This window comes from Kitasatospora sp. NPDC054939 (assembly GCF_053610105.1).
On sequence record NZ_JBSGXP010000029.1, the window covers coordinates 53,195 to 65,762 of the forward strand.

Here is a 12,568-nt window from a genome sequence, read left to right on the forward strand (position 1 = left end):
CCGGTACGACCGCCCCGACCGATCCGGGAGAACGAACCCATGACCGACGAACTCGCCCTGCGGATCACCGACCTGATGCCCCGCGCCAAGAGCGACCTGGCCGAGCTGGTGGCCATCCGGTCCGTCGCCGACCCGCGCCAGTACCCGCCGGAGGAGTGCCGCCGGGCCGCCGAGTGGGTCGCCGCCGCGTTCACCGAGGCCGGGCTGCGCGACGTCCACCTGGAGGAGACACCGGACGGCAGCCACGCGGTGATCGGCCACCGCCCGCCGCCGCCCGGCGCCCCGACCGTGCTGCTCTACTGCCACTACGACGTGCAGCCCCCGCTGGACGACGACGCCTGGACCTCCCCACCGTTCGAACTGACCGAGCGGGACGGCCGCTGGTACGGGCGGGGCAGCGCCGACTGCAAGGGCAACATCGTCATGCACCTCACCGCGCTGCGGGCGCTGGGCGACGACGTCCCGGTGGGCATCAAGTTCGTCGCCGAGGGCTCGGAGGAACAGGGCACCGGCGGCCTGGAGGCGTACGTGCCGCCGCACGCCGGCGAACTGCACGCGGACGCGCTGCTGGTCTGCGACACCGGCAACGCCGCCGTCGGGGTGCCCACCGCCACCACCTCGCTGCGCGGGGTCACCACCGTGGTCGTCACCGTCGCCACCCTGGCCGGGGACATGCACTCCGGGATGTTCGGCGGGCCCGCGCCCGACGCCCTCGCCGCGCTGATCCGCCTGCTCGACTCGCTGCGCGACCCGGACGGCGGCACCCGGATCGACGGGCTGCCCTGCGACGGCACCTGGAGCGGGGTCGGCTACGACGAGGCGCAGTTCCGTACCGACGCGGGGGTGCTGGACGGCGTCGCGCTGACCGGCTCCGGCAGCGTCGCGGACCGGCTGTGGGCCCGGCCGGCCGTCACCGTGCTGGGCATCGACTGCCCGCCGGTGGTCGGCTCGGCCGCCGCCGTGCCCGCCACCGCACGGGCCCGGGTCAGCCTGCGGATCCCGCCCGGCACCGGCGCGTCCGAGGCCCGGGAGGCACTGGTCGCCCACCTGCGGGCCGCCGCGCCGTGGGGCGCCCGGGTGGAGGTCGAACCGGAGAGCACCGGCGCGCCGTTCCGCGCCGAGACCGGCGGGCCCGCGTACGCGGCTCTCGACCAGGCGATGCAGGAGGTCTACGGCCGGCCGATCTCCTTCCTCGGCCAGGGCGGTTCGATCCCGCTGTGCAACGTGCTGGCGCAGACCTTCCCCGGCTCCGAGATCGTCCTGATGGGGGTGGAGGAGCCCCGCTGCCTGATCCACGCACCGAACGAGAGCGTCGACCCCTCCGAGATCGAGCACATGGCCCGCGTCGAGGCGCTGTTCCTGCGCCACTACGCCGAGTCGGCGAGGCGGTAGCGGCCTGCGACCGAGCGGCCCCGCACCGCGCACCACCCCGGGAATCGGGAGAGACGGGAGACCCCCATGCCACGACCGTTCACCACCGAGGACTACGCCGCCCGGATGCGCCGGGCCACCGGGGCCGCCGGAGCCGCCGGCCTGACCGGGCTGGTCGTGGCCCCCGGCCCCGACCTGGTCTACCTGTGCGGGTACCAGCCGACCGCGATCACCGAGCGGCTGACCGCACTGGTCCTCACCGCCGGACGCGAACCCGCCCTGGTCGTCCCGAAGCTGGAGCGGCCGGACGCCGAACGCGCCCCCGGCACCGCGGGCCTGCGGCTGCTCGACTGGTCCGACGGCGAGGACCCGTACGCGACCGCCGCGCCGCTGCTGGACCCGGCCGGGCGGTACGGCATCTCGGACGCCGCCTGGGCGATGCACCTGCTCGGCCTGCAGTCCGCGCTGCCCGACAGCCGGTACCGCTCGCTCACCGCCGCCCTCCCGATGCTGCGCGCCGTCAAGGACGCCGACGAACTGGAGCGCCTGGCCGCCGCCGGGGGCGCCGCCGACGCCGCGTACCGCTCGATCCTGGAGATCGGGTTCGCCGGGCGGCGGGAGACCGACGTCGCCGCCGACCTGAGCGCGCTGCTGATCCAGTACGGGCACAGCCAGGTCGACTTCACCGTGGTCGGCTCCGGCCCGAACGGCGCGAACCCGCACCACGAGGCCGGCGAGCGGGTGATCGGGGCGGGCGACACCGTGGTGCTGGACTTCGGCGGCCTCAAGGACGGCTACGGCTCCGACACCACCCGGACGGTGCACGTCGGCGACGACGTCCCCGCCGAGGTGCAGAAGGTGCACGACGTGGTGCGGGCGGCGCAGCAGACCGCCTTCGAGGCCGTCCGGCCCGGCGTGACCTGTCAGGAGATCGACCGGATCGCCCGGCAGGTGATCACCGGGGCCGGGTACGGCGAGTACTTCGTCCGCCGGACCGGCCACGGCATCGGCATCACCACGCACGAACCGCCGTACCTGGTGGAGGGCGAGGAGCAGCCGCTGGTGCCGGGGATGTGCTTCTCGATCGAGCCCGGCGTCTACCTGCCGGGACGGTTCGGGGTGCGCATCGAGGACATCGTGACGGTGACCGCCACCGGCGGGCGGCGGTTCAACAACACCCCGCACGAGCTGGGGATCGTCTCCTAGCGGAGGTTGCCCGATGCGTCCGATCCGCGACCGGGGCGAGGCCCTCGGCGAGTACCTGCGCGGTGCGCTCTGGCCACTGCCGCTGGCGGCCGTCGTCCTGGCGCTGATCGCCGGCAGCGTGCTCTCGCGGCTCGGGGTCGACGAGGACTCCTGGCTGCACCCGCTGGCCTTCGCCGGCAGCGCCGACGACGCCCGGCAGGTGCTCACCGCCATCGCCGCGACCATGGTCACGGTGATCGCGCTGGTCCTGGGCCTGACGATCGTCGCGCTGCAGGTCGCCTCCACCCAGTTCTCGCCCCGGCTGCTGCGCAACTTCCTGCGCGACCGCCCCAACCAGGTCGTGCTGGCCGTGTTCGTGGCCACCTTCGCGTACAGCACCGCCGGCCTCTACACGGTCGGCGTCCGGGACGGCTCCGAGGGCGGGGAGTTCCCGCGGATCGCCGTCACCGGGGCGATCGTGCTGGTCTTCGTCAGCCTCGGCATGCTGGTCTACTTCGTCCACCACGTGGCGCACTCGATCCGGATCGACTCGGTGATGACCACCACGGCCGGCAACACCCTGCGCGCCCTGCCCGTCCCGGAACCCGGCGCCCCCGCCCCCGACCTGGAGGGGCCGCGGCCACCGCCCGGGGCCACCGCGCTCGCCGTCCCGCGCTCCGGCTACCTGCAGACCGTCCACCCCCAGCGGCTGCTCGCCGAGGCCGCCCGGCAGGACGCGGTGGTCGTCGTACTGCCCCGGGTCGGCGACCACCTGGTGACCGGTCCGTTCCCGTTCGCCGTCGTCTGGAGCCGGTCCGGCGGCGCCCCCGCCGACCCCGCGGCACTCGCCCACGCCCTGCGCCGCAGCGTACGGATCGGGGCCGAGCGCACCCTCCAGCAGGACACCGCGTTCGGCATCCGCCAGCTCGTCGACATCGCCCTGCGCACGCTCTCCGCGGCCATCAACGACCCTTACAGCGCCGTCCAGTTGCTGGAGCGGCTGACCCCCGTCCTGCACCGGCTGGCCGCCCTGCCGCTCGGCGACCGGCTGTACCACGACGGCGCCGGGGTGCTGCGGGTGGCCGTCTCCGGCCACCGCTTCGACGAGTACCTGGACCTCGCCTGCGCCCAGCCCCGCCGGTACGGCTGCGCGGAGCCCGCGGTCTGCCTCGCCCTCCTGCGGCTGCTCGGCTCCGCGGCCACCGCCGTGCCCCCCGACGGCGAACGGCGCGCCGCGATCTCCGGGCAGGCCCGGCTCGTCCTGGCGGACGCCGGGGACCGGATCCACCAGCCGGCCGACCTCGTCGCGGTCCGCGAGCTGGCCGCCCGGCTGGGGCTGCCGTGAGCACCGGCAGCCGGCTCGGGCCGCGGGCCGGCGGGCCGGGAGGGGTTCGGGGCGTCAGGCCTCGGGGCGTCAGGGGTCGGGGCGTCAGGCCCGGAGGAACTCCAGGACGGCGAGCACCCGGCGGTGGGACTCCGCCGCCGGGGGCAGGTCCAGCTTCATCAGGATGTTGCCGATGTGCTTGCCGACGGCCGCCTCGGAGACCACCAGCTCCCGGCAGATCGCCGCGTTCGAACGGCCCTCCGCCATCAGCGCCAGCACCTCCCGCTCGCGCGGGGTCAGCCGCTCCAGCGGGTCGCGGCGGCGGCGCAGCAGCTGGCGCACCACCTCCGGGTCCACCACCGTGCCGCCCGCCGCGACCGCGCCGACCGCCGTCAGGAACTCCTCGACCTGGCCGATGCGGTCCTTCAGCAGGTAGCCCACGCCCGAGCCGTCACCGGAGTCCAGCAGCTCCGCGGCGTACGAGCGCTGGACGTACTGGCTGAGCACCAGCACCGGCAGCCCCGGCCGCGCCTCGCGCAGCGCGACGGCGGCGCGCAGGCCCTCGTCGGTCTGGCCGGGCGGCATCCGGACGTCGGTGATCACGATGTCCGGCGCGTGCGCGGCGACGGCCGTGCGCAGCGCCTGCGCGTCGCCCACCGCGGCCACCACCTCGTAGCCGAAGCGGCCGAGCAGGCCGATCAGGCCCTCGCGCAGCAGGACGCCGTCCTCGGCGAGCACCACCCTCAGTCGCGGGGCCTCCGGCCGGAGCGGGTCGGCGGTGTCGAGCCGGGGGCCGGGGTCGTGCCGGGGGCCGGGGTCGTGCCGGAGGTCGGGGCCGGGGCCGGTGTCGGGTCCGTGCCGGTCAGGGTGCAAGGGATCTCCACGCGCAGCAGGGTCGGCCCACCGGGCGGGCTGCTGACCGTCAGCGTGCCGTCCACCACCGACACCCGGTCGGCCAGCCCGGTGAGGCCCGTGCCGGCCGCGGGGTCGGCGCCGCCGCACCCGTCGTCCGACACCTCGATCGTCAACAGCCCGTCAGCGTACTGCCCCTGCACCCGCGCGGTCCGGGCACCGCTGTGCTTGGCGACGTTGGCCAGCGCCTCCGACACCGCGAAGTACCCCGCCGACTCGACGGCCGCCGGCAGCCGCCCCGGCAGCGCGAGAACCGTCTCGACGGGTACCGGCGAGCGGTCGGCGGCGTCCGCGCAGGCGTCCGGCAGGCCCCGGTCGGTGAGCACCTGCGGATGGATCCCGTTGATCAACTCGCGCAGTTCGGACAGCACTTCGCCCGCCTCCCGGTGCGCCCGGGCGAGCTGTTCGGCGAGCGGACTGCCCGGCGGGGCGTCCAGTCGCGCCAGGCCGAGCGTCATCGCCAGCGCCACCAGGCGCTGTTGGGCGCCGTCGTGCAGATCGCGTTCGATCCGGCGCCGCTCGGCCTCGAAGGCGTCCACCAACCGCGCCCGGGAGCTGACCAGTTCGCCGATCCGCAGCTCCTGGCCGCCCGGCGACAGCACCGCCCGCACCAGGGCCGCCCGCAGCGCCGCCACGGCGGTCACCGGGTACGCCGCGAGCGCCGCGGCGAGCACCCCGAGCAGGCCCAAGCCGGCGGCCAGGTACGGGGAGTGGACCTGCCACACCTTGAGGACGTTCACCTGCTCGCCGTCCAGCAGCAGCATCGGCAGCGCGGCCAGCAGGTAGCCCGGCACGGCCACCGCACCGCCGACCACCGCCAGGTCGATCGGCCACAGCACCAGGGCGGCCAGCGCCGCGAACCCCAGCTCCCGCCAGGTCGCCCGCTCCCGGTAGCGCAACCGCAGCCAGGCCCGCAGCCCCGGCCGCGGCACCAGGTGCGGATCCGCCACCGGCGCCGCGTCCACCAGCCCCAGCACCCGGCGCTCCCACGCCGCGTACGGCACCCCGACCAGCCCCAGCGCCACCAGCAGCGGCAGCCCGATCAGCACCACGGCCAGCACCCCGGCGACGGTCCCCGCCAGCAGCAGCCCGACGCACAGCAGAAGCCCGCCCGCCCCGGTGGCCAGCAGGTACCCGGCGGAGCGCCAGGGCAGCCCGGAGCGCAGGAACCCGGCCCGGCCGGGCCACCCCCCGGTGATCGTCATCCGCCGCACCCCCGCTGCCCGCCCACCGTCCCGACGCCCCGACCTTAGGGCGTGCCCGCCCCCGGCGCGGTAGGGCCTGCCCCACCCCCGGGAGTGGGCCTCGGGCTCCTGTGCCGCGGGCCCGGCGGCGGTTGGCTGGACGGCATGAGGATGCTGCGGATCGCGTGGAGGTCGTTGAAGGTGCGGTGGGTGTCGCTGGTGGGCGCGTTCACGGCGCTGGCGCTCGGGGTGGCGATGACGGCGGTGATGCTGCTCGGGCTCGCCTCCGCCATCGCCTGGCCGGGCGGCGGAGAGGCCGTGGTGTCGCTGGTGGCGGCGCTCGGGACCGCCGGCGGGGTGAGTGCCTTCGTCTCGGCGTTCGTCGTCGCGTCGACCTTCTCGTACGCCGTCGCGCAGCGCCGCCGGGAGTTGGGCCTGCTCCGGCTGGCGGGGGCGACGCGGGCGCAGGTCCGGCGGACGGTGCTGACCGAGGCGCTGGTGCTGGGCGCGGCGGCGTCGGCGGTCGGCTGCGTGCTCGGCCGCTCCGGGGCGCCCTGGCTGGTGCGCCGGCTGGCGGACGTCGGGATGGCCCCGGCGGGCTTCACGGTCGCCGACTCGGCCTGGCCGCTGCACGCCGCGTTCTGGACCGGCCTGCTGGTGGCCCTGGGCGGGGTGGCGGTGGCGGCCCGGCGGGCCGGCCGGCTGGGGCCGCTGGACGCCCTGGACTCGGCGGACCTCGACACCGGGGTGATGACGGCCGGCCGCTGGTTCTGGGGACTGGGTCTGCTGCTGACGGCCGCCCTGCTGATCGCCGCCGCCCTGCTGACGGACCCGGTCGACCTGTTGCACCGCAAGACGTACACCGTCCGGCCGATGCTGCTGATCTCGGCCTGCGGGCTGCTCGCGCCGGTCCTGGCCCGCCCGGTGCTGCGGCTGCTCGGGTGGCTGCCGGCCCGCTGGTCCGCGTACGGCGGCCGGCTGGTGCGGGAGAACGCCTCGGCCGCGCTGCGCCGGACGGGGGCGGTGGCCGCGCCGGTGCTGGTGTCGGTGGCGCTGACCGGTTCGCTGGCGGGGGCACTTGACACGGTGAGCGCCGCGCGGACGGCGGAGGCCCGGTCGCGGACGGCCGCCGACGTCGTGGTCACGCCGGGGGCGGATCCGGCCGCCCTGGTGGCCGCGCTGCGCGGGGTGCCGGGGGCGGTCGTGTCGCCGACCGGGCCGGTGCGGTTGTCGGTGGTCGAGGCGGACGGCACGGTGGTCCGTTCCGAGGCGCGGACGGCCGATCCGGCCGCGCTGGCGGCGGTCACCCGGCTGCCGGTGGCGGCGGGTTCGGTGGCGGCGCTGGACGACGGTTCGATCGTGCTGCCCGCGGAGTGGGGGCACGACGCGGTGGGCGCGGCGGTGCCGGTGGTGCTCGCCGACGGGCGGCGGGTGACCCTGCGGGTGGCGGCCGTGCTGCGCGACGGGCTGGGCGACAACGGTCTGTACGTGACGGCCCGCAACGCGCCGGGCGCCCGGGTGGACCGGGTGGACGTCCGGCTCGCGGACCGGTCCGCGGCGGGCCTGGTGGCCGCGCTGGCCGCCGAGCACGGTGCGCGGGCCGCCGACCGGGAGGAGTGGCTGGCCGCCACCGCGCCCGCCGCCGGCCGGATCGCCCGGCTGCGCACCGCACTGGTGCTGGGGCTGGCCCTGGTGTACACGGGCATCGCGCTGGCGAACACGCTGGTGATGGCGACCGTGGACCGCCGCCGCGAGCTGGCGCTGCTCCGGCTGAGCGGGGCGACCAGGAGCCAGGTGGTGCGGCTGGTGACCGCCGAGTCGCTGCTGGTGGTGCTGACGGGTGCGGTGCTCGGCTGCGCGGTCGCGGCCGTGCAGCTCGGCGCGATGAACGGGGCGCTGGCCCTGCTGGGGACGCCCCCGCCGCTGGTGGTGCCGTGGCGGGCGATCGGGGTGGTGGCCGGCGGGTGCGCGGCCCTCGCCGTACCGTGCGCGGCCCTCGCCGCGCTCTGGGCACTGCGGCACCGGCCGGTCGCGGCGGCGGCCCGCTAGGGCCCGTGCGGACCGCCGCCGGGCCGGTCAGATCCGGCCGAACCGCTGGTCCGTCGGAACGACCTCACGGCCCAGCGGCATCAGCGAGATGGGGATCATCTTGAGGTTGGCCCAGGCGAACGGGATCCCGATGATCGTGATCGCCAGGGCGAGCGCCGTCGCCACGTGCCCGATCACCAGCCACCAGCCCGCGAACACCAGCCAGATGACGTTCCCGATGCAGGACGGCGCCCCCGCGTCCGGCTTCTCGACCGTCGTCCGCCCGAACGGCCACAGCACGTAGCCCGCGATGCGGAAGGCCGCGATGCCGAACGGGATGGTGATGATGAGAATGCAGCAGACGATGCCGGCGACGGCGTAGCCGATGGCCATCCAGATGCCGCAGAGGATCAACCAGAGCACGTTGAGGACGAACTCAAGCACCTTCATACCCTCAGCCTGGCACGGACCCGACGGCCCGGCCACGGGACCAGGATGGGCGCTAGAGCGGGGTGACGGCCTTCAGGACCAGCAGCAGCGCGACCGCCGCGTTGAGGGCGCTGGCGGTGGAGGCGGCGGCGCCGAGGGCGGCCACCAGGGCGGCGAGCCCGGCCCGGGTGTGGGCGGGCGGCCAGTTGCGGGTGCTGGGGGCGGGGCCGAGCAGGGCGGCGACCCGGCGCGGGACGGGCCCGGGCTCGGCGAAGGCGGCGAACCCGGGGGCGGGGTGGCGGTGCGCGACGAGGGCGGCCCGGGCGACGGCGCGCGCGGTGAGCCGCCGGTCGCCGACGGCCTGCGCGGACTCCTCGTCGGCCCAGCGCTCGGTGCTGTACGCCACGGCCCGCTGGAGCGGCCGGAGGAAGGGGTTGACGCAGACCGCGAGCCGGTGGGCCAGCAGGTGCCGGTGGTGGCGGTGGACGAGGTGGGCGCGCTCGTGGGCGAACAGCGCCGCGCGCTCGCCCTCGTCGAGGCCGGCCAGCATGCCGGTGGAGACCACGACCCGGTCCGGCGCGCCGGCGGTGCCGGGCAGCGCGTAGGCGTAGGGCGCCGGGTCGGCGAGGATCGCGAGGTCGCCGTCGGCGACGGGCAGGCCGGCGACCGCGCGCCGGGCGCGCAGCCGGACCCAGCCGTGCCGGGCGAGGGTGCGGGCGCAGCCGCCGGCCACCAGGACCAGGACGCAGATCGCGGCGGCGCCGACCTCCCGGTGGTACGGGACGGCCGCGCGCACCTCGGGGTCGGACCAGTGGTCGGGCAGCGGGTTCCCGGGGATCTGGGCGGTGCCGACGACACCGAGCAGGCCGAGGCAGAGGGCGCTGCAGAGGGCCATCACCACGCTGAGCACGGTGAGCAGGCGGGTCACCGCGCGCGGGTGGAGGTGGTGCCCGGCCAGGCGGGCGATCGGCAGGGCGGTCAGCGGCAGGACGAGCGGGAGGAAGACGAAGACGCCCACGAGCCGCCTACCGCTCGGTGTCCGCCGCGGACGGCGGGGGTGCGGACGCCCCGTCCAGCAGGGCCCGCAGCAGTTCCTCGTCGTGCGGCAGCAGCGCGGTGACGAAGCTGGCCAGGACGGCGTCCCGGTCGGCCTCGCCGTCGAGCACCCGGCGCATCCGCAGGGCGGCCAGTCCGGCGGCGTCGGAGGCGGCCTGCCAGACGTACGAGCGGCCGGCCCGGGTGCGCGAGACGGCCTTCTTGGCGTGCAGCCGGGAGAGGATGGTCATCACCGTGGTGTAGGCGAGGCCGCCGTCGGCGAGCCGTTCCTGCACCCAGTTGGCGGTGGCGGGCCCGGGGGCGTGCTGGAGCACGGAGAGGACCTGGGCCTCCAGTTCGCCCTGGCCGCGGCGGCGGGCGCGGGTGTCCCCGGCGGCCGGGTCGGCCTGTTTCTGCTCGGCCATGACTGCCACTCCCTCCGGATGCCGGCGCCCGGGGTCGGGGCGGGCGCGCAGTCATCCTAACGAGAGCCCCTTCCGCGCCCCGCGGCCGACCGCCCTGGGCACCGGGCGGCGGCCCTCGGCGGAGCGGCCCTCAGCGGAGCGGCTCGCGCAGGTGCAGCGGGCGGGCGTTCTGCTGCCGGTCGAGTTCGGCGATGTCGGGGTGGTGGAGGTCGAAGGCCGGGGATTCGGAGCGGACCCGCGGGAGGGTGGTGAAGTTGTGCCGCGGCGGCGGGCAGGAGGTGGCCCACTCCAGCGAGCGCCCGTAGCCCCAGGGGTCGTCCTCGGTGACCTTCCGCCCGTACCGGGAGGTGTGCCAGACGTTGTAGAGGAACGGCAGGGTGGAGATTCCGAGCAGGAAGGAGCCGATGCTGGAGACGGTGTTGAGGGCGGTGAAGCCGTCGGTGGCGAGGTAGTCGGCGTAGCGGCGGGGCATGCCCTCGGCGCCGAGCCAGTGCTGCACCAGGAAGGTGGTGTGGAAGCCGACGAAGAGGGTCCAGAAGTGGATCCGGCCGAGGCGTTCGTCCAGCATCCTGCCGGTGAACTTGGGCCACCAGAAGTGGAAGCCGGCGAACATCGCGAAGACGACGGTGCCGAAGACCACGTAGTGGAAGTGGGCGACGACGAAGTACGAGTCGGAGACGTGGAAGTCGATCGGCGGCGAGGCGAGCAGCACCCCGGTGAGGCCGCCGAGCAGGAAGGTGACGAGGAAGCCGACCGTCCAGAGCATCGGGGTCTCGAAGCTCAGCGAGCCCTGCCACATGGTGCCGATCCAGTTGAAGAACTTGACGCCGGTGGGTACCGCGATGAGCAGCGTCATGATCGAGAAGAACGGCAGCAGCACCTGCCCGGTGACGAACATGTGGTGCGCCCAGACGGTGATCGACAGCCCGGTGATGGCGACGGTGGCGGCGATCAGGCCGGAGTAGCCGAAGATCGGTTTGCGGGCGAAGACCGGGATGATCTCGGTGACGATGCCGAAGAACGGCAGCGCGATGATGTACACCTCGGGGTGGCCGAAGAACCAGAAGAGGTGCTGCCAGAGCAGCGCTCCGCCGTTGGCGGCGTCGAAGGCGTGCGCGCCGAACTCGCGGTCCGCCTGCAGGCAGAGCAGGGCCGCCGCGAGCACCGGGAAGGCGAACAGCACCAGCACGGACGTGAGCAGGATGTTCCAGACGAAGATCGGCATCCGGAACATCGTCATGCCGGGGGCCCGGAGGCAGATGATCGTGGTGACGAAGTTGACCGAGCCGAGGATGGTGCCGAAGCCGGAGAAGGCCAGGCCCATGACCCACAGGTCGGCGCCGACCCCGGGCGAGCGCTCGACGCTGTTCAGCGGCGCGTAGGCGAACCAGCCGAAGTCGGCCGCGCCGTCCGGGGTGAGGAAGCCGCCGAGGGCGATCAGCGAGCCGAACAGGTAGAGCCAGTAGGCGAGCGCGTTCAGCCGGGGGAAGGCCACGTCCGGGGCGCCGATCTGCAGCGGCATGATCCAGTTCGCGAAGCCGGCGAAGAGCGGGGTGGCGAACATCAGCAGCATCACCGTGCCGTGCATGGTGAACATCTGGTTGAACTGCTCGTTGGAGAGCCATTGCGTGCCGGGCCGGGCGAGTTCGATCCGCATCGCCATCGCCATCAGCCCGCCGACCAGGAAGAAGACGAAGGAGGTGGTGATGTAGAGGGTGCCGATGCGCTTGTGGTCGGTGGTGGTCAGCCAGGCGACCAGGGCCCGTCCGCGCCGGCGCCGGCCCTCCTGCAGCCGGTGCGCGAGGCGGGGGCTGCGCGGCGGGCGCGGGGCCCGTTCCACGACGTCCTTCGGCAGCAGTGTCACGCGGTGCGCCTTCCGTGCGGGGCCGGGCGGCGACCGGTCCGCGGGCGCGGGACGGGCCCGGGTCCGGACAGGTCCGCCCCACCACTACCAGCCGCCGCCGTACGCGCCCGGGGGCCGCGCGGCGCGGTCACCCGAACAGGCGCGGTCCGATTGCCGTCCGCCCGGTCCGGGCGGACGGTCGAAGTCCGTACGCCGTTCCGTACGTCCGTTCGGCCGGGGGTGTGCGACGCGCCCGAGGTGCGTCGCGCGCCCGCGGCCCCGGCGTACGCCCAGGAGGACCTAGGAGGAGCAGATGAGCACCTCGCCCCCCACCCCCGACCAGCCCCCGCCCTGGCGATCGGGCACCGGCGCGCCGCCACCGCCGTCCTCGGTCAACCAGTTCAGTGACTGGGCGCCCGGCCTGGTGATCTTCGCCGCCGTGCTGATGCTGATCAACGGCTTCTTCGAGGCCTTCCGCGGGATCATGGCGATCTCCGAGGACGACGTCTTCCTGACCACGCCGCGCTATGTGTTCCGCTTCGACCTCACCGGGTGGGGCTGGATCCACATCGTCCTCGGCATCCTGGTCGCGCTGGTCGGCGCGTTCCTCCTCAAGGGCGCCTCCTGGGCCCGCTGGGCGGGTCTCGTGGTGGTCTCGCTGAGCGCCCTGGAGAACTTCCTGGCGCTGCCGTACTACCCGTTCTGGTCGATCATCGTGATCGCGATGGACGTCTTCATCATCTGGGCGCTCTGCGTGTACCACCCCGAGAAGAACTGGTAGCGCCCCCGGGAGCCCCGGCGACCGGTGCCCGGGACCCCGACGTCGGGGTCC

11 protein-coding genes are annotated in these 12,568 nt (G+C 75.1%); 5 read left to right on the forward strand and 6 right to left on the reverse strand.

The genetic code is table 11. The features are described 5' to 3' along the window. Nucleotides 1-39: 39 nt before the first annotated feature. From ACWGB8_RS11620 to ACWGB8_RS11630, 3 genes are all read left to right on the forward strand, one after another. A complete protein-coding gene (locus tag ACWGB8_RS11620) occupies nt 40-1,392 on the forward strand; it encodes a M20/M25/M40 family metallo-hydrolase (protein WP_452212585.1) in 1,353 nt (450 codons plus the stop codon). 66 nt (nt 1,393-1,458) lie between these two features. After that, nucleotides 1,459-2,577 carry a M24 family metallopeptidase gene (locus tag ACWGB8_RS11625; RefSeq protein ID WP_452212587.1) on the forward strand — a complete coding sequence of 373 codons (1,119 nt, stop codon included), beginning with the start codon at nt 1,459-1,461 and terminating at the stop codon, nt 2,575-2,577. 13 nt (nt 2,578-2,590) lie between these two features. Then, nucleotides 2,591-3,901: a DUF2254 domain-containing protein gene (locus tag ACWGB8_RS11630; RefSeq protein ID WP_452212588.1), complete on the forward strand. Its 1,311-nt coding sequence runs from the start codon at nt 2,591-2,593 to the stop codon at nt 3,899-3,901. Between the two features lie 84 nt (nt 3,902-3,985). Here ACWGB8_RS11630 and ACWGB8_RS11635 read toward each other — a convergent pair whose 3' ends face one another. Beyond that, nucleotides 3,986-4,618 carry a response regulator gene (locus ACWGB8_RS11635; RefSeq protein ID WP_452212590.1) on the reverse strand — a complete coding sequence of 211 codons (633 nt, stop codon included), beginning with the start codon at nt 4,616-4,618 and terminating at the stop codon, nt 3,986-3,988. A 5-nt stretch (nt 4,619-4,623) separates the two neighbouring features. Further along, complete coding sequence (locus ACWGB8_RS11640; protein ID WP_452212592.1) at nt 4,624-5,997, reverse strand: sensor histidine kinase; 1,374 nt, start codon at nt 5,995-5,997, stop codon at nt 4,624-4,626. A 189-nt stretch (nt 5,998-6,186) separates the two neighbouring features. Between ACWGB8_RS11640 and ACWGB8_RS11645 the strand changes: the two genes are divergently transcribed. Continuing rightward, nucleotides 6,187-8,025 carry an FtsX-like permease family protein gene (locus ACWGB8_RS11645; RefSeq protein ID WP_452212594.1) on the forward strand — a complete coding sequence of 613 codons (1,839 nt, stop codon included), beginning with the start codon at nt 6,187-6,189 and terminating at the stop codon, nt 8,023-8,025. A 27-nt stretch (nt 8,026-8,052) separates the two neighbouring features. Here the strand turns inward: ACWGB8_RS11645 and ACWGB8_RS11650 are convergent, their stop codons facing one another. From ACWGB8_RS11650 to ctaD, 4 genes are all read right to left on the reverse strand, one after another. Beyond that, entirely contained in the window at nt 8,053-8,454 is a 402-nt protein-coding gene (locus tag ACWGB8_RS11650) for a YccF domain-containing protein (protein ID WP_452212596.1), read from the reverse strand. A 52-nt stretch (nt 8,455-8,506) separates the two neighbouring features. Continuing rightward, the gene (locus ACWGB8_RS11655; RefSeq protein ID WP_452212598.1) at nt 8,507-9,451 is read right to left on the reverse strand and encodes a M48 family metalloprotease; all 945 of its coding nucleotides are present in this window, start codon (nt 9,449-9,451) and stop codon (nt 8,507-8,509) included. 7 nt (nt 9,452-9,458) lie between these two features. Continuing rightward, on the reverse strand, nt 9,459-9,893 hold the full coding sequence (locus tag ACWGB8_RS11660; protein WP_452212600.1) for a BlaI/MecI/CopY family transcriptional regulator: 435 nt from the start codon (nt 9,891-9,893) through the stop codon (nt 9,459-9,461). A gap of 130 nt (nt 9,894-10,023) precedes the next feature. Further along, entirely contained in the window at nt 10,024-11,685 is a 1,662-nt protein-coding gene (gene ctaD / locus ACWGB8_RS11665) for an aa3-type cytochrome oxidase subunit I (protein ID WP_452212604.1), read from the reverse strand. 364 nt (nt 11,686-12,049) lie between these two features. On the opposite strand from ctaD, the gene ACWGB8_RS11670 reads away from it, so the two are divergent. After that, nucleotides 12,050-12,517 (forward strand): DUF7144 family membrane protein, encoded by a 468-nt coding sequence (locus tag ACWGB8_RS11670; protein ID WP_452212602.1) that lies wholly within the window; start codon nt 12,050-12,052, stop codon nt 12,515-12,517. Nucleotides 12,518-12,568: the final 51 nt, after the last annotated feature.